The following is a 20,087-nucleotide window of genomic DNA, read 5'->3' as shown; positions in this document are numbered from 1 at the left end:
TGACGCCCTCATTCGCGAGGGTTCTGGCAGCGCCTTGAGCGCTTTCGCCCCGCGCCGGCGCGCCCGGCGCGGGACGGTTCAGGCCGGCATCAGTCGGCGAAGACGCCGGCCTTCTCGATCACCGGCTTCCACTTCGCGACCTCGGAGGCGACGAAGGCCTTGTGCACCTCGGGGGTGGCGCGATCGAGGGCCACCGGCTCGGTGCCGAGGTCGGCGAAACGGGCGATCACCTTTGGATCCTGCAGCGCCGCCTTCAGCGCGCCGTTGAGCTTGGCCACCACCTCCGGCGGTACGCCCTTGGGCCCATACATGCCGTGCCACACCGCGACCTCAAAGCCCTTCAGCCCGGCCTCGTCGAAGGTCGGCAGATCGGGCAGCGACTTCACGCGGGCCGGCGTCGTCACGCCATAGGCCTTCACCTTGCCGGACTTGATCTGGCCGGTGGTGTTGGTGGTCTGGTCGCACATCAGGTCGATCTGGCCGCCGACGAGGTCGTTCATCGCCGGTCCGGTACCCTGATAGGGGACGGTGGTCATCTGGGTATCGAGCGCGGACATGAACAGCATGCCGCACAGATGCGAGGCCGAGCCGACGCCGGCATTCCCGTAGACGATCTTGTCCTTGTTCTCTTTCACATAGGCGATGAGCTCGGGAATCGAGGTCGGCGCGAAGTCCTTCTTCGCGATCATCGTCATGGGCACGTCGGTGATGAGGCCCATCTCGGTGAAGTCGGTCAGCACGTTGTAGGCGAGCTTGCGATAGAGCGTGGCCGAGGTCGCCTGCCCGATATGGTGCACCAGCACGGTGTAGCCGTCCGGCGTCGCCTTCGCGACCTGCCCGGCGCCGCGGGTGCCGCCGGCGCCGCCGACATTTTCCACCACCACCTGCTGGCCGAGGCTCTTCGACATCGATTCGGCGATCAGGCGGGCCACCGTATCGGTGGGCCCGCCCGCGGCGAAGGGCACCACCATGGTGATGGCGCGCGTGGGAAACTCCTGCGCCTGTGCCGGCTTGCCGGCAAAGGCGAAGGCGGCAAGCGCGCCGGCGGCGAACAGGGCGAGCCGGCGGCCAAGGAGCCGGCGGCCAGGGCTGTAGGGCTTGTCGGCGCGGCAAAGGCTCTCGCGCACCGCGGAACTGGAGCGGGTCATCGGATGTCTCCTCCCTGGAGGGGAATGCCTTGCGTTTCTGGGTCCGGCCGTCATGCGGGCAAGCGGCGGCCGGTTGTGGACGCTAGGCGAGCATTGCAGAAACCCTACGTCAAGCCAGCCTATGGTTTGAGAACCGTTCGGGAAGCGCGAGCCCCCTCCTCTTCGGAAGGCGCCGGGCCACGCCCGCGGACTAAGGCCTGAAGCCGGCGCATCGGGTCCGCGGAAGGTGCCGCCGCATGGCGAAGAGCGCCGAGCAGGAGCGCCAAAGCGGGGGCGTCATGCTGGCGCATCCGGGAATGGAACCGTCCTCCGACCTCGCAGCCTGTTGAATCAGCGGCATTTTCCAGCGAAGGGCGATTGTGGGGGGCTGGCAGGAGGCTCTAGGAAGCCGCATCGCGAACGCCCATATTGCGCGGATGATCCACGAAGCCCCGCCCCTCGTCGCCGAGATCGACGCCCGCGACCGCCTGGACCCCTGGGAAGCGGCACGGCGCCTCGCCGCCGGCGGGGCGGAAGGTCTCGTCTTCCTCGACAGCGCGATGGTGCATCCGGCGCTGGGGCGCTGGTCCTATGTGATGGCGGACCCCTTCGCCCGCTTCCGGGTCGAAGCCGGCACGGCGTATTGGAACGGCGCGCGCGAGGACGCTGCGCCAATCGAGGCGCTGCGCCGCCGGCTCGCAGCCTTCCGCCAACCGACGCTGCCGACCGGCGCCTCCTTCCAGGGGGGCGCGGCGGGCTATGTCGCCTATGAAGCCGGCCGGCTGTTCGACCGCTTCCCGACACCCGCGCCGGAGCCCGGCGAGGGGCCGGAGATCGACCTCGGCTTCTATGACGTGGTGTTGGCCTTCGACCACGCCTCCGGCCGCTCGCACCTCATCTCCACCGGCTGGCCGGAAACCGATCCCGCCCGCCGGCAGGCCCGTGCCGGGGAGCGGCTGCGGAGCATGAGCGAGAGGCTGGCCCGTCCCGCCGCGCCGCTCGCCGGCCGGCTTCCAGTGCCCGACTGGCGTTCGAATTTCACCGCCGAGGCCTATCGCGCGGCGGTCGCCAAGGTGGTGGACTACATCCGAGCCGGCGACATCTTCCAGGCCAACTTCACCCAGCGCTTCGCCGCCGACATCGGCGCGGTCGATCCGCTGCTGCTCTATGACCGGCTGCGTCGCGCCAACCCCGCCACCTTCGCCGCGCTGATCGTGAACGGCGACCGGTTCATCGCCTCCTCCTCGCCGGAGCGCTTTGTGCGCGTCGGCGGGCGCACGGTGGAGGCGCGCCCCATCAAGGGCACGGTGCTGCGCTCGGTCGAGCCGACGCTGGACGCCTTTCGCGGGCGCGAGCTGACCCAGAGCGAAAAGGACCGCGCCGAGAACGTCATGATCGTCGACCTGCTGCGCAACGACATCTCGCGCGTGTGCCGCCCCGGCACGGTGCAGGTGCCGCGCCTCTGCGGGCTGGAGACCTATGCCAACGTGCATCACCTCGTCTCGGTGGTCACCGGCGAGCTTGCCGAGCGCCGCGACGCGCTGGACCTGCTGGCGGCCTCCTTTCCCGGCGGTTCCATCACCGGCGCGCCGAAGATTCGCGCCATGGAGATCATCCGCGAGCTGGAGGGGCGGCCGCGCGGCATCTATTGCGGCTCCATCGGCTATATCGGCTTCGACGGCACGGTGGACCTCAACATCGCCATCCGCACGCTGAACGTGCAGAAGGGCGAGGCGAGCTTCGGGGTGGGCGGCGGCATCACGCTGCTGTCCGATCCGGCGCAGGAGCACCAGGAGAGCCTCGCCAAGGCCGAGCGGCTGTTCCGCGCCTTCCGCGGAACGGAATGAGGGCGCCATGATCCTCCTGATCGACAATTACGACAGCTTCGTCTTCAACGTCGCCCGCTACCTCATCGAGCTGGGCGCGGAGGTCGAGGTCGCGCGTAACGATGCGCTGTCGGTGGATGCGGTCGCCGCATCGGGGGCGGAAGCGATCATCGTCTCGCCCGGCCCCTGCTCCCCGGACGAGGCCGGCATCTCGTTGCCCGCCATCGCCGCCCTGTCGGGCCGCCTGCCCATTCTGGGCATCTGCCTCGGCCACCAGTGCATCGGCCAGGCCTTCGGCGGGCGCGTCGTGCGGGCGAGGACGCCGATGCACGGGCGCGCCTCGCAGATCACCCATCGCGGCAGCGACGTGTTCGCCGGCCTGCCCTCCCCCTTCGCCGCCGGGCGCTATCACTCGCTGGCGGTGGAGCTCGACGAGGGCTCGCCGCTGATCGCGACCGCGTGGAGCGAGGACGGCGAGATCATGGGCCTCGCCCATCGCGACCACCCGACCTACGGGGTGCAGTTCCACCCCGAATCGGTGCTCACCGAACATGGCTATGCGATCTTCGCGAACTTCCTCCGGCTGGCCGGCGTGAGAACCGCCGGCCGGAGGATCGACCCCGCCGGGACCATCGCCGGATCGACCGAGGGGAATGCGCACCCGATGCTGGACGCCGCACGCATCGCCTCCGGACTCATTACCCACCACACTGGACTGACTGGACCGGGCTCCGCCGCGCATTTTCCCCTCCCCGCCGGACGGCGGGCGGATGAGGAAACCGGCCGGTGAGCCAACCCTCCACCGTCAGCACGCAGGACCGCGGCTTCACCCTCGGCGACGGCGTCTTCGACACCGCGCTGGCACTGGGGGGCGTGGTCATGGCACGCGCCCGCCATGTGGAACGCCTTCATAATTCCGCACAAGCTATTGGTATATCTATAGAAAGAAATAAGATCGAGGTTGCGCTCGACGAAGCTATGACCCCCGCGCCGCAGATCCTGCGCACCACCATCACCCGTGGCATCGCCGGCCGGGGCCTGTGGCCGAACGGAGACGTCGTCCCCACGCTTGTGGTGGGCAGCGCCCCCTGGAGTCCGTCCCTGATCGGCCAGCCGGCCCGGCTCGCGATCGCGACGGGTCGGCGTAATTCATTGTCAAATATCACGAATTTGAAGACGCTCAACTATCTCGACCACATCCTCGCCGCCCGCGAGGCCGCCAAGGCAGGGGTCGAGGACGCGCTGATGCTGAACATCGGAGGCCGTGTTGCCTGCAGCACCATTGCCAATGTCTTCGCGCTGAAGCAAAGCCGGCTCGCAACCCCGCCGCTGATCGAGGGCTGCCTGCCTGGCGTGATGCGGGGGATCCTGCTGGAAACGGCGCCAATGCTGGGTTTTGAGCCTGTCGAGACGGCACTGACAGTGGAAGAGCTGATGGCCGCCGACGCCGTCTTCCTGACCAACAGCGTTCGCTTCCTGCGGCCCGTCACGGCAATCGACGGGCAACGGACCGGAACAGCTCCGGAAGCAACGGATCGCCTGCTGCGCCATCTTCTCGACCTCGCCGAAGCCGAATGCAGGGTGAGGCTGCCCTAAGGCGCGGGCGCAGCTTCGACAATTTTTCGAAGCAGGCCAATAACTTGCGATCCACGCAGCTTGCGGCCCTCCTTTCGCCAGCCGTTGGTAACCGCAACGACGAGCTTCTTTTCCGGCACGATGGCGATCATCTGGCCGCCATAGCCGGCAGCAAAGGCCGCGCCGGCGCCATAGCGGTCAGACGGCAGCGTCCACCACAGATAGCCATAGCCCAGCCGCCCCCGCCCCGTCTGCGAAAAGGTTGAAGTTGAGTCTCTAACCCATTGCGCAGGAACGATTTGTTTACCGTTCCAGCTTCCGCCCTGCAAATAGAGCCGGCCGAACCGGGCGGCGTCCCGCGCCGTCAGGCGAAACGGATAGGCCGGATGTTCGGATATAGGCTCCCGCACATAGCGCCCATCGGCGGGCACGAAGTCCTGCATGCCGATGGGGCCAGCGATCTTCGTGGCGAAGGCTTGGAAAATATCGAGGCCGGTGGCGCGGCGGTAGATCGTCCCTAATGCATTGAAATCCCAATTATTATAGAGCCAGAACGTGCCGGGCGCATGGCTCCCGCGCGCCGGCCGGTCCCGCTTCATCGGCGCCGTCTCGTGGGCGGCCGGGTGGTAGATGCCGGAGCGCGCCATCAAGAGGTCGCGCACGGTGGCCTGCCGCTCCTGCGGGGTGAGGGACGGCGGAATGTCGTCGATGCCGAGGTCGGCAAGGGTGGCATCGAGCCGAATCTGCCCCGCGTCGACGGCAATGCCGATCAGCGCGCCGAGCAGGCTCTTTCGGACGGAAACCACGTCGACCTTCGCCGCGGAATCGCCAAAAGTCTCAATGATTGCATCATCTTGCAGGATGACGAGCGCCGTCACAGGCAGGCGCTCGGCCTCCGCGCCCAGCCTCGTCAGCCTGTCCGTCGGCCAAGGAGAGACGGCAAAGGCGGCCCGCGCCCATCCGGCCACGGCACCGCCTTGCAGAAGCAGCCCCAGTACCGCCCGGCGCGAGAGCTGCCTATGGGAACCGCCGGCCGGGGCAACGTCGAAACGTCTGTCCCAGCCGGCCATCGCCCGTCCTACTCCGCGGCAGGCCGCGACTGGGCGTTCACGCTGTCGCGCTTGGTCTGCAGCTTGTTGAGCGCAATGATATAGGCCTGCGCCGACGCCACCAGCGTATCGGGATCGGAGCCGCGCCCCGTGACCGCCTTGTCGCCGTCCTCCAGCCGTACCGAGACCTCCGCCTGTGCGTCGGTGCCCTCGGTGACAGCATGGACCTGGTAGAGCGCCAGCTTGCCCTCATGCGGGACGATCGCCTGGATACAGTTGAAGGTCGCGTCAACGGGACCATTTCCGGCCGATTCCGCGGTGATGACCTGGCCGTCGACCTCCATCTTCATGGTCGCGCGCTGCGGACCGTGGCTGCCGGCGATGACGGTGAGCGAAACCAGCTTCATGCGGTCATGAGCGACGGCGATCTCGTGATCCACCAGCGCCTCGATGTCCTCGTCATAGACGACCTTCTTGCGGTCGGCGAGGTCCTTGAAGCGCGAGAAGGCGTCGTTCAAGGCGTTCTCGCCCAGTTCGTAGCCCAGAGCCTTGAGCTTGTCGCGGAACGCCGCGCGGCCGGAATGCTTGCCCATCACCAGCGAGGTCTTGGTCACGCCGACACTGTCCGGCGTCATGATCTCGTAGGTGGTGTTGTTCTTCAGCATGCCGTCCTGGTGGATTCCGCTCTCATGGGAGAACGCATTCCGCCCGACGATGGCCTTGTTGTACTGCACCGGGAAGGAGGTCACCGCCGATACCAGCTTGGAGGCGCGGGTCAGCATGGTGCTCTCGATGCCGGTGCGGTAGGGCAGCACGTCGCCGCGGGTCCTGATGGCCATCACCACCTCTTCCAGCGCGGCATTTCCGGCGCGCTCGCCGAGGCCGTTGATGGTGCACTCGATCTGCCGGGCGCCGCCGGCCAGCGCGGCCAGCGAATTGGCGACCGCCATGCCGAGATCGTCATGGCAATGCGCGGAGAACACGATCTTTTCCGCGTTCGGCACGCGGTCCATCAGATAGGCGCGCACCTGCCGGAACATCGCCTCATATTCCGACGGCGTGGCATAGCCCACGGTGTCGGGCAGGTTGATGGTGGTGGCACCGGCCTTCACCGCAGTCTCGACACAACGCGACAGGTAGTCGATCGGCGTCCGGGTGGCATCCATCGCCGACCATTCGACATCCTCGACCAGATTGCGCGCCTGCACCACCGTGCCGGTGATGATGTCGATCACCTGTTCCTGGCTCTTGCGCATCTGGTGTTCCAGATGGATCGGCGAGGTCGAAACGAAGGTGTGGATGCGCGGGCGCGCGGCATGCTTCACGGCCTCGCCGGCGCGGGCTATGTCGGCGGGAATAGCGCGGGCGAGACCCGCGATGACGGAGCGCTTCACCCGGCGGGCGATCTCGGCGACGGATTCGAAGTCGCCATTTGAGGCGATCGGGAAGCCGGCCTCGATGACGTCGACACCCATCGCGTCGAGCAGGTCGGCAACTTCCAGCTTCTCCTCGAACGTCATCGAGGCGCCGGGGCACTGCTCGCCGTCGCGCAGGGTGGTGTCGAAGATAACGATGCGATCGGCGGAGGACGAGGCGGTCATGTCAGGCTTCCTTCTCGGGTGCGGCCCGGCGCGGTCTGGCGGCGTCACAGGCGGCTTGGTTCTTTGTCTTGGCTTTTTTCGGCGCGTCATCCCCTGAGCGCCCAGGCACGAAGCCCGGCCGGCTCTCAGGGGCGGCTAAGAAGAAGGAGGCCAGACACAAGGAGAGCGCTACCCGGAGACCGCGTGGCGGCCGGGTTCGCGGTGCGGCTGTTGGACGTGTGCGTCACAATCGGCTCTCGCGAAGGCTCTCTCGTCTCCGCTGAATAGCCGAGCGCGGGCAGGACGGCAAGGGGGTGCGACGACGGGGGTGGTACAGGACCCGCATCCCGGTCGCCGCCCTGGCTCAATGTCCCCCGCCGCCGCCCTTGCCGGGTTCCGGCCGGCTCATCAGCGGCGACAAGAACAGAAGCCCGACGAACAGCACGGTCAGCACCATGAAAACATCGGCAAAGGCCATCACCTCGGCCTGGGTACGCACCTGCATCGCCATCGTCTTCAGTGCGGCCTGCTCCGCATCCGAGCCGAGCGCCGACATCGCCTGCGTCATCTCGTTGAGGCGCTCCACCGCGACACCGTTCGCCCACTGCACGCTTTCGTGCAGACGCGCCAGATGCAGGTCCCAACGGTCGTTCAGCACGGTATTGATGAGAGCGAGGCCCACCGCGCCGCCGAGATTGCGCATGAGGTTGAACAGGCCGGACGCATTCTTGATCTGCGAGGACGGCAGGGTGCCGAGCGAGATGTTGTTGATGGGTATCATCGCCATCATGATGCCGACGCCGCGCAGGATCTGCGGGACCAGAAGCTCCCAGAAATCCCAGTCCGCCGTCAGTCCGGTGACCATCCAGGTGCCGTAGGCGAACGCACCGAAGCCGAAGGCGATCATCAGCCGCGGGTCGACCTTGCCGATCAGCCGCCCGGCGATGGGCGCGCAGACGAACATGGTGAGGCCGGAGACGAACATCGTCTCGCCGATCTGCAGCGCCGAATAGCCCCGCACCCGCGAGAGATAGAGCGGGTAGAGATAGGTGAGGCCATAAAGGCCGATGCCGACGACGAAGCTGAAAGCCGAGCCCACCGAAAAATTGCGATTGCTGAAGGCCCGCAGGTTCACCACCGGCTCGCGCGCCATGAAGACGCGGAAGAAGAAGGCGACGGACGACACCGAGCCAAGAATGGTGAGGAAGAAGATCGTATCGTCGCCGAACCAGTCATTGGTGGGGCCCTCCTCGAGCACATATTCGAGGCTGCCGAGGAAGCCCGCCATGAACAGCAGCCCCCACCAGTCGAAATGTTCGAGCAGCCCGAAGTCGGGCTCGTCGAAATCGATCATCGTCGCCGAGATGAGGATGACGAAGATCCCGGGCACGACGTTGATCAGGAACAGCCAGTGCCAGGAGAACAGGTCGGTGAGATAGCCGCCGATGGTCGGCCCGATGGTCGGCGCCAGCGTGGCGACGAGGCCGATCAGCGGCGTGACGACCGGCTGCTTCTCGCGCGGAAAGATGGAATAGGCCGAGGCGAAGACGGTCGGGATCATGCCGCCGCCGAGAAATCCCTGCAGCGCGCGATAGACGATCATCTGTTCGATGCTGGTCGCCGTAGCACACATGAAGCTCATGGCGGTGAAGCCCACCGCCGATGCAGTGAACAGCCAGCGGGTGGACAGCGCGCGGGACAGGAAGCCCGACAGCGGGATCATCACCACCTCGGCGATGAGATAGCTGGTCTGCACCCACGAGATTTCGTCCGAAGACGCGGCCAGGCCGGCCTGGATTTCCGAGAGCGACGCCGAGACGATCTGGATATCCAGGATCGCCATGAACATGCCGAAGACCATGCACAGGAAGACGAACATCCGCCGCCCGTCGGACGAGACGGCGGATTGGCCTTTTCCTGCGCCGTGGCCGGCGGTCATTGTTGTGTCGGACATGGTTGGCGTCCTTCCGGCCGTGCCGGCTCCGCGGAAGCGTCAGGAATGCCCGCGCGTATCGACGATCGCCGTCACCGACATGCCGGGACGCAGCTCACCCTTGGCGCGCGCGGCTTCGTCGATCTCGACCCGCACCGGCACGCGCTGCACGATCTTGGTGAAATTGCCGGTCGCATTCTCGGGCGGCAGCAAGCTGAACACCGAGCCGGAGGCGGGCGAGACGCTGGCGACGCTGCCCTCGAAATCCTCGTTCGGATAAGCGTCAACCTCGATGCGCACCCGCTGCCCCGGCCTCAGGCGACCGAGCTGGGTCTCCTTAAAGTTGGCATCGACATAGACCGCGCTCAGCGGCACTACCGCCGCGATGCGGGTACCTGCCTGCACGAGCTGGCCAACCTCCACCGCCCGATTGCCGACGACACCGTCGAACGGCGCCCGAATGGCGGTGAAGTCCAGATTGCGCTGAGCCTGATCGCGCGCGATCTTCAATTCGTCGAGCGTGCGCTCGGCTTCGGTGCGCTGGGCGCCGACCACCGATACATTGACGTCGGCGGCCGTAACCGCCGCCTGCGCGGCATCGACGGCGGCCTTGGCCTTGTCGCGGGTGGCGCGGGCGGTGTCGAGCGTGGCACGGCTGGCGAAGGAATCCTTTGCGAGCTCCTGCTGGCGCTGGAAATCTGCCTGTGCCCGGTCGAGTTCCGCCTGATCGGCAACCACCTGCGCCTTTGCCTGGACAAGGCTCGCTTGCGCGGCAGCGATCTGCTGGGTATAGCGGTCGAGCGTCGCCTGCTGGGTCGCGATCTTTCCTTCCGCGGCCTTCACCGCGAGCTTGTAGTCGACATCGTCGATGCGAGCGATGACATCGCCCTTCCTGACCGGCTGATTGTCGGCGATATCGACGCCGACAATATAGCCGGACACCTTGGCAGCAAGCACCGAGGTATCAGCGGCGACATAGGCGTCGTCGGTCGAAATCATGAAGCGACCGACCCGCCACCACTCCTGGCCGTAATAGCCACCGGCTGCCAGGGCCAGAAGCAGAATGCCGCCGAAAATCAGCTTCTTGCGGGAACGCTTGGGGGGAGCCACATCAGCACTGTCCGGTGAAGCGTCCGCTTCGGACGGGTCGAGCTTCTTCCGGAGCGTGAACGGCACAGGCTCATTGGCCGGCGTGCGCTCGATCTCTGCGGTCTGTGCCATGGTCTTTCCGCCTTACTGGAATGCCCGCGCCGGGCGCGGAGAGTCGTTCGCCATAACGCTTAAACGACTGAACCGTTCAGTTTGATGGCCTTTACATATCAAACTGAACGGTTTAGTCAATTGATTTGACAGGGTTGCGTATGGAACCTATGCGGGAGGAGAGAAACGCCAGATGAGTATGACTGACTCCGATACCTCTCCGCGGCCTGCGGCGCGCCATGAGACCGAATCCTCGAAGCGTCGGGACATTCTCGACGGCGCCCGGCGCGTATTCTTCGACAAAGGCTTCGACGGCGCCAGCATGGACGAGGTTGCACGCGCGGCCAGTGTCTCCAAGGCGACGATCTACGTTTATTTCCCAAGCAAGGAAGAGCTGTTCGAAGCGCTGGTCCACACCGACCGGGCACGCTCGGCGGAGCTGCTGTTCGAGATCGACCGCGACAACGAGGATGTGGAGAGCCAGCTGCGCCGCATCGGCGTATCCTTCATGACCATGATGGTGCAGCCGGACCATATTCGCCTTGTACGCATGGTCATCGGCGTCGCGGAGAAATTCCCGAATATCGGCAAAGCGTTCTACAACACAGGTCCCTGCAACGGCGGGCGACGCCTTGCCGACCTGCTCCGCCAGCACGCCGATCGCGGCCATCTGGTGCTCGATGACGAGATCGCGGCGGCGCATCTGTTCTTCAATATGTGCCAGAGCAGCATCACCAAGGGCCTGCTGTTTGGCGAAACGCAACAGCCTGCGCCGGAGCAGATCCAGCAGACCGTCGACCGTGCGGTGCGCGTCTTCCTCGCCGCCTATGGCCCCCACAAGCCGGACTGATGAAGGCAGGCACAGGGCCCAACCCCTGCTGCGACTAAGCCAGTTTCGCCAGCGCCCGCTCTTCATCGACGATGTAGTCGCGGATGACCGGCACCGCATCGCGTTCGTTGGCAAGAAGAAGCTGGTAGACCATGTTCGAGCCATGCAGGAAGCCGAGCTCGACCGCTACCAGATAGAACTCCCACATGCGGGCGAACCGTTCGCCCATCATGGCGACCACCTCCGGCCGCTTCGCCTCGAAGTTGAGCCGCCAGTTCCGGATGGTCCAGTAATAGTGCAGCCGCAGGATCTCGCAGTCGGCTGCCCAGAGCCCGACGCGTTCCAGCGAGGAAAAAACCTCGGACATCGCGGGCACATAACCGCCGGGAAAGATATACTTGCGGATGAAGGGCGCCGTGGTGCCGGGCGGCGACATCCGCCCAATGGCGTGGATCATCGCAAATCCGCCGGGTCCCAGCAGGCGCTTAACGGTGGCGAAATATTCGTCGAAATGATTGACGCCGACATGCTCCATCATCCCGACGGAGACGACGCGATCGAAGCTGCCCGTCAGCTCCCGATAATCACGCTCGAAGAACGTGATGCGATCAGCGACGCCGGCGGCCTCGGCGCGCTTGCGCGATTCCGCGAGTTGTTCGGTCGCAACATTGATGGCGGTGACATGCACGCCCCGTTCGGCGAGATAGATGGCGAGCGCGCCCCAGCCCGAGCCGATCTCAGCCACCTTCATTCCCGGCTCCAGCTTGAGCTTGGCCGCGATGTGCCTGAGCTTTGCTTCCTGGGCTTCCTCCAGCGAGGCATCTGGCGTGGGGAAATAGGCGCACGAATAGATCATCCGGCTATCGAGCCAGAGACGATAGAAGTCCGGCGGATGATCGTAATGGCTTTGCGCATTGCTGGCCGCACGGCCGAGCGGGTTTGACTGGTGCCAGCGCCTCAGCCCTCGCCACGCCCGCCGCAGACCCTGCTGTACGGGGTGGGAACCAAGCCCCTTGCGGTTGATCGAGAACAGATACAGGAAATCATAGACGCCCGATCCACCCTCGAAGGTCAGGCGACCATCCATATAGGCCTCGGCGGCGACCAGTTCGGGATTGAAGAACAGCTCCCGCTCCAGCTTCGCGTCGGCGAAACGGATGGTGACTTCGGGGCCGTCCCTTCCCGTTCCGAAGCTCTGGTAGCTGCCACCGGCATCGATGACGACCAGCCGCCCCTTTTCGATGAAACGCTTCAGGAGGTGGGGAAGAAAACGCATCGGATCACCGCTCCGGGAATGACCGGGTCATCGGGCCCCATGAGCGACATGACTGTCAAGTGACGCCTCGACCTCACGATGACAACAGTCGCTGCATCAGCACCTTCTTCATTTATAATGATCTCATATTACTTTAAGTCATTATTTCGGAAAAATATAATCAATAGAAACTGATTTTTATCAAATCCATTCTCCTAACTCCCTAAACGCAGCGTAAACAGAACGGGCGTATTACTTAATTTCGACTTATATTTTGATAGATGACTCAACAAATGACTGGACATTATCGCTGCATGAGCTAGATCGGCGCATGGCTATGCGGCCTCGCATCACGGTGACGCGCGGTTGTGCGAAAGCGTCGGGGGCATAGATGGTCGATGCGTGCACGGTCGGGTCGGCTACGGGCTTCGTGGATCTGAGTGCGGCGAAGGTTGCCATTCTTGGGGTGGTGCAGGGCATCACCGAGCTGATGCCGATTTCCTCCAGCGCCCATATGCGCGTGGTTCCCGCGCTTCTGGGATGGCCCGATCCCGGCGCTGCCTTCTCTGCCGCGATGCAGATGGCAGCGCTCGTGGGCGTCGTCAGCTATTTCTGGCAGGACATCTCCACCATCGGCGGCGGCGCCGCGTCGGCGATCAGGCGTCGCGATTTCGGCGATTATGATTTTCGCCTCGTGGTATGGATCCTCATCGGCACCCTCCCGATCGTCATTGCCGGCCTTGCTCTGTCGCACAGCCTCAACAGCTGCGGCTCGCCTCTGCGCAGCATCTGGGCCGTGGGCCTCGCCTGCCTCGTCATGGGTGGTCTGCTGGCACTGACGGAACTCATGGCTTCCCATCGCCGCGATTTCGACGATCTCAGGACACGCGACCTCATGCTGGTCGGGCTCGCGCAGGTGGCTGCGCTCATCCCCGGCGTATCCCGCTCCGGCTCGACCCTGACCGCCGGTCTGGCACTGGGGTTCCGCCGCGACGAAGCAGCGCGCCTGTCCTTCCTCCTCGGCCTACCCGCGATCGCGCTGGCAGGCATCAAGGAAATCTGGGAACTGTACAAGCTGGGGCTGGACGGCCATGGCTGGATGCTGCTCGCCATCGGCATCGTGGTCGGCGGGCTGTCGTCCCTCGTCGCCATCTGGGGCTTGATGCGCGTGTTGGAACGCTTTTCGACCTGGCCCTTCGTCATTTACCGCATCGCACTCGGCGTGCTGCTGCTCGTGCTGGCCGCGCGCGGCGTCATTGCCTGAGGCGAAAGAGATCTAACCCGCGACAAGTGCAGCCTGCTGGCTCTCCGCCCGCAGCATGCGATGCACCTGCGGACTGGCGACGATACGCCCCTTGTCGAAGAAGGCTTCGTGGTTGGCCTCGATGTCCTCCTGGACATAGCGATAATTCACCATGAGTCCTGCTGCCTGCCTCAACCCCTTCTCGGAGACATCGCCGAAGGGGTTGATCCGCTCCAGCCGCGCGCCATTGCCGAGATGGAACCTGGCGACGGGATCCTGCGGACGGCCCTTGGGGCTCCGGGCGATCAGGAAATAATGCGCAGCCAACGCCGTGAGCACCGGCGTCAGCACCTCCTGCGCAGCGGGGTTCTGCGCCAGATCCTGCCAATCGAGCCCCTGCAGCGCACGTCTGTCCGCCTCGGTCAGGACGACCGACGACGCACTGGCACGCTCGCCCTCCAGCCAGGCACGGAAGCCGGGCACGGGCGAAAGAGTCACGAAACTTCCGAGGCCCGGCAGTTCACGCGAGATTTCCTCGACCACCTGCTTGATCAGGAAATTACCGAAGCTCACGCCTCCGAGGCCGGTTTGGCAGTTGGATATGGAGTAGAATACCGCAACCTTCGCCGTGGCGGGATCGAGCGGCGTGCGCTTGCCGGCGAGGAGCGGCGCTATGGCGCCGGGCATCTCGCGCATCAATGCGACCTCGACGAAGATCAGCGGCTCGTCGATCAGCGCGGGATGGAAGAAGGCGTAGCAGCGACGGTCTGGGCTATCGACGCGCGCGCGCAGGTCGTCCCAGTCCCGGATCTCATGCACCGCCTCGTAGCGGATGATCTTTTCCAGCACGTTGGCAGGGGTCGACCAGTCGATCCGGCGCAGCACGAGAAACCCCCGATTGAACCAGGATGTGAAGAGATGGGTGAAATCCCGATCCACGGAGGAGAGATCAGGCCGACGTGACAATACGTCAAGCAGCGCCGCGCGCATCCCCACCAGGACACCTGTCGCGCCCGGCGCGAGGTTGAGCCGACGGATCAGCTCCTGCCGGCGCGGCTCGCTGGCGGCATGAAGGCCGGCAATGCTGCGCTCCGTCGGATCGGCCACATGCGCCGCGATCGCGCGGTCGAGTGCGGCGCGATCGACAGCGAAGGCCTGGGCCAATGCCTCGAAGAACGCGATCCGCTCACCCGTCTTCAGCCCGCCATAGCGCGCGAGGATCTCCTGCGCCAGAGCGACCCGCGAAGCCTCCCCACGCCCGGAGAGGAGGCGCTCGCACAACGACACGATGCTCGCCGCCTTCTGGCCGCCGGTCGGTTTCCGGTCCCGACCGAGATCGAGCATCGCACGACCGCGCTCCGAGATCTGGGTCAGCAGGTCTCCGAAGAAGGTGCCGTTTGCAGGCATGTTGGCTCCCTGACGACATCTGATCCGCAGGGTCCAGCATGGAAGCAGGCGGACCGGTCCGGCAAGGGGCATGGACCGGCAGAGACGCTTCTTCCGATCACCCCATCGCGAGGTCGGTCAGAAGCTTCAGGTTGAGCCCGATGATGAGCAACGCCGCCAGCGCCGCCAGCACGCTCTGCCAGCGCGGCGCGACGAACACCCCCATCTTGCGCCGATCTGCGGTAAACATCACCAGCGGAACAACCGCAAAGGGCAGTTGCAGGCTCAGCACCACCTGGCTGAAGATCAGGAGAGCTCCGGCGCCCTTCTCGCCATAGGCCACCGTCACCACAGCGGCCGGGACGATGGCTATGAAGCGGGTAAGAAGACGACGCAGCCAGGGAGCAATCCTGAGCCGCAGGAAACCCTCCATCACCGCCTGCCCGGCAATGGTCGCCGTCACCGTGGAATTGAGGCCGCAGCAGATCAGTGCCACAGCGAACAGCGTCGGCGCCAGCGCACTGCCGAGCAGCGGATTGAGCAGTTCGTGAGCCCGCCCGAGATCGGCAACCTCCCCTACCCCGCCATGATGGAAACTGGCGGCGGCGAGAATCAGGATAGAGGCATTGATGAGCAGGGCGAACATCAAGGCGACGGTGGAATCGAGCGTCGCATAACGGATTGCTTCCTTCACCCCGACCTCGGACGGATCATGCCGACGGGTCTGCACGATGGCGGAGTGCAGATAGAGATTATGCGGCATCACCGTCGCGCCGAGGATGCCGAGCGCCAGATAGAGCATGTCGGGATTGGTCACGATCTCCGTGGTCGGTGCGAAGCCCCTGATCACCTGCCCCCAATCGGGATCGGCCATCGCGATCTGGACGCCGAAGCACAGGGCGATGACGCCAAGAAGCGTGATGATGAACGCCTCGACGAAGCGAAAGCCGAGCTTTTGCAGCCAGAGGATGAGGAAGACATCCAGCGCCGTGACGATCACGCCGATCTCGAGCGGCAGCCCGAACAGCAGGTTGAGGCCGATTGCGGTGCCGATGACCTCGGCAAGATCGGTCGCGCAGATCGCCGCCTCCGCGAGGATCCAGAGCACGAAACTGACCGGGCGGGGGAAACTGTCGCGACAGGCCTGAGCGAGATCGCGGCCCGTTGCCACGCCGAGGCGCGAGCAGAGGGCCTGCAGCAGAATAGCGATGATGTTGGACAACAGCGCGACGGTGAGCAGCGCATAGCCGAAGCGCGAGCCGCCAGCCAGCGAGGTCGCCCAGTTGCCGGGATCCATATAGCCGGTCGCGACCAGATAACCCGGCCCGAGAAAGGCGAGCAGCCGGCCGAAACCGCGCCGCTTGGGCACGCCGACCGTGCCATGCACGTCGCTGAGCGCAGGATCTCCGCGTTCGTGACGCCAACCGCCAGCCGCGCCGCCGGACCGTCCCTCGTTGATCTGTTCCAGCATACTCATCGACACGCTCTCAGGGATGCGCCGCGCGCATCTGCGAATTGTTCGCAACAAAAATGGGAGGCTTCGCGGTGCCTGTCAATGAGAATGCGAATGACTCGCAGAAATGCAATCGACCCACGAGACAGCCGCTTCTGTCCCGATCCCACACGCCCGCATTCACAACCGCGACAGAGCGCGGCTACCTGCGACGGGAGGAAGGGCAAATTGCTATGCGGGTCACTAACTTCACCGCTCGATGCCCCTGATTCTGCGTTCCGTGAAAATCATCCTCATCGTGTTCACTCTGGTTTTCCTGCTGCCGCTCGGGCTTCACGCCCTGACGTGGCAGCGGGAGGACTGGAGCCGACCGTGGCGGGGGGCGGACTGGTCGAGCGCTGGCCTGCTGCCGGCGGCCACCGATCATCCCGGTGCCATGGTGCGGATCTATTCTGCTCGTGTCGGACGCTGGCGCGGCATATTTGCCACTCATTCCTGGATCGTGGTGAAGGACGCCGGCCCAAGCGGCTATGAGCGCTACGACAAGGTCGGCTGGGGCGCACCGATCCGGCGCAACGGTTACCCGCCTGATGGGCGCTGGTACGGCAATGAGCCGGAACTCGTCTTCGCGGCGGACGGCGCCGAAGCCGAAAAGTTGATCCCCCGCATAAGAGAAGCGGTGCGGGCCTACGCCTTCGCCCGGCCCGGTGACTATCATGTCTGGCCCGGGCCGAACTCGAACAGCTTCATCGCCTCGGTGCTGGCCGCCATTCCAGAGACTGGCGCAACGCTGCCTCCCACGGCGATCGGCAAGGATTTTCCGGTTGATGGCCGATGGATAGGCCCCGCCCCGTCGCGGACAGGCCTTCGATTGACGCTCGGCGGCTATGCCGGGCTCACCCTTGCCTGGGTGGAAGGGATAGAGGTCAACATTCTCGGTGCCGTCGCGGGTCTTGATCTGCGTCATCCCGCGCTGAAGGTGCCCGGGTTCGGCCGTCTCGGCCTTTAGCCGGGGCCGACGAAAGACGATATTCACCCACCGCCCCAAAACCCCGGATCCGACGAGGTCCCGCCTTGCGTCAACTCGGCCGGCAGGCATAGATACGCGAAGCACATCAACGGGGTGGCTGAATGTTCCCGCGCATCGACTGGCAGGCTGCGCTCAAGCGCGGCGCCCTTGCTTTTGCCGTTCTCTCCTCTCTCGCCGGCCCTTCGCTTGCGGCTCCCTGCGGGGATGACGGCGCTGGCTTTTCGGCCTGGCTGAACGACTTCAAGACCACGGCCGCTGCGCAGGGCATCTCCCCCCGTACGATTTCAGCGGCGCTTGATGGCGCCCAGTACGATACCAGCGTGATCCGGCTCGACCGCAACCAGAAGCACTTCGCGGTAAGCTTCGAGCAGTTCATCGCCGGGCGTGTGACCGCGGGACGCATCTCGCAGGGCAAGGCCAAGCTGAAGCAATATGCCGACGTGCTGGCGCGCATCGAGCGGCAGTTCGGCGTTCCCGGCCCCATTCTGGTCGCGATCTGGGGCATGGAAACCGATTACGGCGCCAATCAGGGCAAGAAGCCGGTCTTCCCCTCGCTGGCGACGCTCGCCTATGACTGCCGCCGCAGCGACTTCTTCACCGAACAGCTGTTGTATGCGCTGCGCATCGCGGACCGTGGCTATCTCGCCATCGGGGACATGCGGGGCGCCTGGGCCGGCGAGATGGGCCAAACCCAGTTCATGCCGAAATCCTATTACCAGTTCGCGGTCGATTTCGACGGCAATGGCCGCCCCGACCTGATCCGCAGCGCGCCGGACGTACTAGCCTCCACCGCCAATTACCTCAAGAACTATGGGTGGAGTGGAATGTCCTGGGAAAACGGAGCCAATCGGGCTGCGTTGGCGGGCTGGAACAAGGCTGCCGTGTACCAGCAGGCCATCGCTTATTTCGCCAGCAAGCTGGTGAACTGAGAGCGCCTTCGCCGGACCGACAACCCGCATAACGGAAGTGCCTTTTCATGCCAGATTCCGCCGCATCCGAAGCTTACGACTACATCGTCGTCGGTGCGGGTTCGGCGGGGTGCGTGCTCGCCAACCGGCTTTCGGCGGATCCGCGCAACCGGGTGCTCTTGCTTGAGGCTGGTGGCCGGGACAACTGGATCTGGTTCCACATTCCCGTTGGCTATCTCTTCGCCATCGGCAATCCGCGCGCCGACTGGTGCTTCCGGACCGAGGCGGAACCGGGCCTCAACGGACGTTCCCTCGCCTATCCCCGCGGCAAGACGCTGGGTGGCTCCTCCGCCATCAACGCCATGATCTACATGCGCGGGCAGGCCGCGGATTACGACCACTGGCGACAGCTCGGCCTGTCCGGCTGGGGATGGGACGAGGTGTTGCCGATCTTCAAGAGCCATGAAGACTTCTTCCTCGGCGCCTCGGCCCATCACGGGGCTGGCGGCGAGTGGCGGGTGGAAGCACCCCGCCTCCGCTGGGCGCTGCTCGACACGGTGCGCGCCGCGGCAGCGGAGGCCGGCATTGCTCCCATCCCCGACTACAACACCGGCGACAATGAGGGTTCGGCGTATTTTCAGGTGAACCAGAAGCGCGGTCTGCGCTGGAGCGCGGCGCGCGGCTTCCTCAAGCCCGCCATGAACCGACCCAATCTCAGGGTCGAGACCGGCTGCCTCGTGACCCGCATCGCCATCGACCGCGGTCGCGCCCGGGGCGTCGAATGGCGGCAGGGTGGCACTGATCGCCGGGCGAGCGCACGTGCGGAGATCGTCCTGTCCGCCGGCGCGATCGGCAGTCCGCAACTGATGATGCTGTCGGGGATCGGCCCTGGCGCCGAGCTCGCGCGGCACGGTATTCCCGTCGGCGTCGAGCGGCCCGGCGTCGGCGCCAATCTGCAGGACCATTTGCAGCTGCGGCTCATCTACCGGGTGAGCGGCGTCCCGACCCTGAACGAGCAGTATCACTCATGGATGGGGCGAGCGCGGATGGGGCTGGATTTTGCCCTGCGCCGCCGCGGTCCGTTGACCATGGCACCCTCGCAGCTCGGAATCTTCACCCGCTCGCGCAGCGACGTCGAGAGAGCCGACCTCGAATTCCACGTCCAGCCGCTTTCCCTACCGAAATTCGGCGAACCGCTGCACGATTTTCCTGCCTTCACAATGAGCGTGTGCCAGTTGCGGCCAACCAGCCGCGGCCATCTTGGACTGCGTGATGCCGACCCGGTCTCCGCACCGGTGATCGCACCGAACTATCTGTCCACCGAGGATGACCGGCGGACGGCCGCCGATGCCATCCGCATGGCCCGCCGTATCGCCGGCCAGCCGGCGCTGAAGCCTTATGCGCCGGACGAGATCCTACCCGGCCCGACGACCGACAATGACGACGCCTCGCTGATCCGGGCAGCGGGCGACATCGGCACGACGATCTTTCACCCTGTCGGCACCGCGAAGATGGGACTTCCCTCCGATCCGCTTGCGGTCGTCGACGAACGACTGCGGGTGTTCGGCGTGGACGGCCTTCGCGTTGCCGACGCCTCGGTGATGCCGACCATCGTGTCCGGCAACACCAATTCTCCCACCATCATGATCGCCGAGAAGGCCGCGCGGATGATCCTTCAGGATCGCCGTTGAAC

The 20,087-nt window shown here is 65.2% G+C and carries 15 protein-coding genes and 1 pseudogene; 8 read left to right on the top strand and 8 right to left on the bottom strand.

Translation table 11 applies throughout. The annotated features are described in order from the left end of the window. Positions 1–89: 89 nt before the first annotated feature. Positions 90–1,148: a tripartite tricarboxylate transporter substrate-binding protein gene (locus MWN34_RS07915; protein ID WP_247028277.1), complete on the bottom strand. Its 1,059-nt coding sequence runs from the start codon at positions 1,146–1,148 to the stop codon at positions 90–92. A gap of 416 nt (positions 1,149–1,564) precedes the next feature. Here MWN34_RS07915 and pabB point away from each other — a divergent pair, with 416 nt between their 5' ends. From pabB to MWN34_RS07900, 3 genes and pseudogenes are all read left to right on the top strand, one after another. Further along, a complete protein-coding gene (gene pabB, locus MWN34_RS07910) occupies positions 1,565–2,974 on the top strand; it encodes an aminodeoxychorismate synthase component I (RefSeq protein ID WP_247028275.1) in 1,410 nt (469 codons plus the stop codon). Between the two features lie 7 nt (positions 2,975–2,981). Further along, positions 2,982–3,551, top strand: a pseudogene (locus MWN34_RS07905) (anthranilate synthase component II); the annotation flags it as partial. Between the two features lie 188 nt (positions 3,552–3,739). After that, a complete protein-coding gene (locus MWN34_RS07900) occupies positions 3,740–4,549 on the top strand; it encodes an aminotransferase class IV (RefSeq protein ID WP_247028273.1) in 810 nt (269 codons plus the stop codon). Here MWN34_RS07900 and MWN34_RS07895 read toward each other — a convergent pair. From MWN34_RS07895 to MWN34_RS07880, 4 genes are all read right to left on the bottom strand, one after another. Beyond that, complete coding sequence (locus tag MWN34_RS07895; RefSeq protein WP_247028271.1) at positions 4,546–5,598, bottom strand: serine hydrolase domain-containing protein; 1,053 nt, start codon at positions 5,596–5,598, stop codon at positions 4,546–4,548. The genes MWN34_RS07900 and MWN34_RS07895 overlap by 4 nt on opposite strands. An 8-nt stretch (positions 5,599–5,606) precedes the next feature. Then, positions 5,607–7,178 carry a 2-isopropylmalate synthase gene (locus MWN34_RS07890; protein ID WP_247028269.1) on the bottom strand — a complete coding sequence of 524 codons (1,572 nt, stop codon included), beginning with the start codon at positions 7,176–7,178 and terminating at the stop codon, positions 5,607–5,609. Positions 7,179–7,521: 343 nt separating this feature from the next. Then, entirely contained in the window at positions 7,522–9,096 is a 1,575-nt protein-coding gene (locus tag MWN34_RS07885) for a DHA2 family efflux MFS transporter permease subunit (RefSeq protein ID WP_247028370.1), read from the bottom strand. A gap of 54 nt (positions 9,097–9,150) precedes the next feature. Then, entirely contained in the window at positions 9,151–10,311 is a 1,161-nt protein-coding gene (locus MWN34_RS07880; protein ID WP_247028267.1) for an HlyD family secretion protein, read from the bottom strand. Positions 10,312–10,483: 172 nt separating this feature from the next. On the opposite strand from MWN34_RS07880, the gene MWN34_RS07875 reads away from it, so the two are divergent. Then, on the top strand, positions 10,484–11,140 hold the full coding sequence (locus MWN34_RS07875) for a TetR/AcrR family transcriptional regulator (protein WP_247028265.1): 657 nt from the start codon (positions 10,484–10,486) through the stop codon (positions 11,138–11,140). A gap of 34 nt (positions 11,141–11,174) precedes the next feature. Here MWN34_RS07875 and MWN34_RS07870 read toward each other — a convergent pair whose 3' ends face one another. Then, the gene (locus MWN34_RS07870; RefSeq protein WP_247028263.1) at positions 11,175–12,395 is read right to left on the bottom strand and encodes an SAM-dependent methyltransferase; all 1,221 of its coding nucleotides are present in this window, start codon (positions 12,393–12,395) and stop codon (positions 11,175–11,177) included. Positions 12,396–12,765: 370 nt separating this feature from the next. Here MWN34_RS07870 and MWN34_RS07865 point away from each other — a divergent pair, with 370 nt between their 5' ends. Beyond that, entirely contained in the window at positions 12,766–13,638 is an 873-nt protein-coding gene (locus tag MWN34_RS07865) for an undecaprenyl-diphosphate phosphatase (RefSeq protein WP_247028261.1), read from the top strand. A gap of 12 nt (positions 13,639–13,650) precedes the next feature. Here MWN34_RS07865 and MWN34_RS07860 read toward each other — a convergent pair whose 3' ends face one another. Then, positions 13,651–15,024, bottom strand: a complete 1,374-nt coding sequence (locus MWN34_RS07860; protein WP_247028259.1) for a malonyl-CoA decarboxylase — start codon at positions 15,022–15,024, stop codon at positions 13,651–13,653. 97 nt (positions 15,025–15,121) lie between these two features. Continuing rightward, a complete protein-coding gene (locus MWN34_RS07855) occupies positions 15,122–16,480 on the bottom strand; it encodes an Nramp family divalent metal transporter (protein ID WP_247028257.1) in 1,359 nt (452 codons plus the stop codon). Positions 16,481–16,715: 235 nt separating this feature from the next. Between MWN34_RS07855 and MWN34_RS07850 the strand changes: the two genes are divergently transcribed. From MWN34_RS07850 to MWN34_RS07840, 3 genes are all read left to right on the top strand, one after another. Beyond that, positions 16,716–17,465, top strand: a complete 750-nt coding sequence (locus MWN34_RS07850) for a DUF3750 domain-containing protein (protein WP_247028255.1) — start codon at positions 16,716–16,718, stop codon at positions 17,463–17,465. 122 nt (positions 17,466–17,587) lie between these two features. Beyond that, the gene (locus MWN34_RS07845; protein WP_247028253.1) at positions 17,588–18,415 is read left to right on the top strand and encodes a lytic murein transglycosylase; all 828 of its coding nucleotides are present in this window, start codon (positions 17,588–17,590) and stop codon (positions 18,413–18,415) included. Between the two features lie 47 nt (positions 18,416–18,462). Then, positions 18,463–20,085 (top strand): GMC family oxidoreductase, encoded by a 1,623-nt coding sequence (locus MWN34_RS07840; protein WP_247028252.1) that lies wholly within the window; start codon positions 18,463–18,465, stop codon positions 20,083–20,085. Positions 20,086–20,087: the final 2 nt, after the last annotated feature.

It is taken from the genome of Ancylobacter crimeensis (assembly GCF_023016805.1).
Lineage (GTDB): Bacteria > Pseudomonadota > Alphaproteobacteria > Rhizobiales > Xanthobacteraceae > Ancylobacter > Ancylobacter crimeensis.
This window is presented reverse-complemented; position numbering and strand designations above follow the sequence as displayed.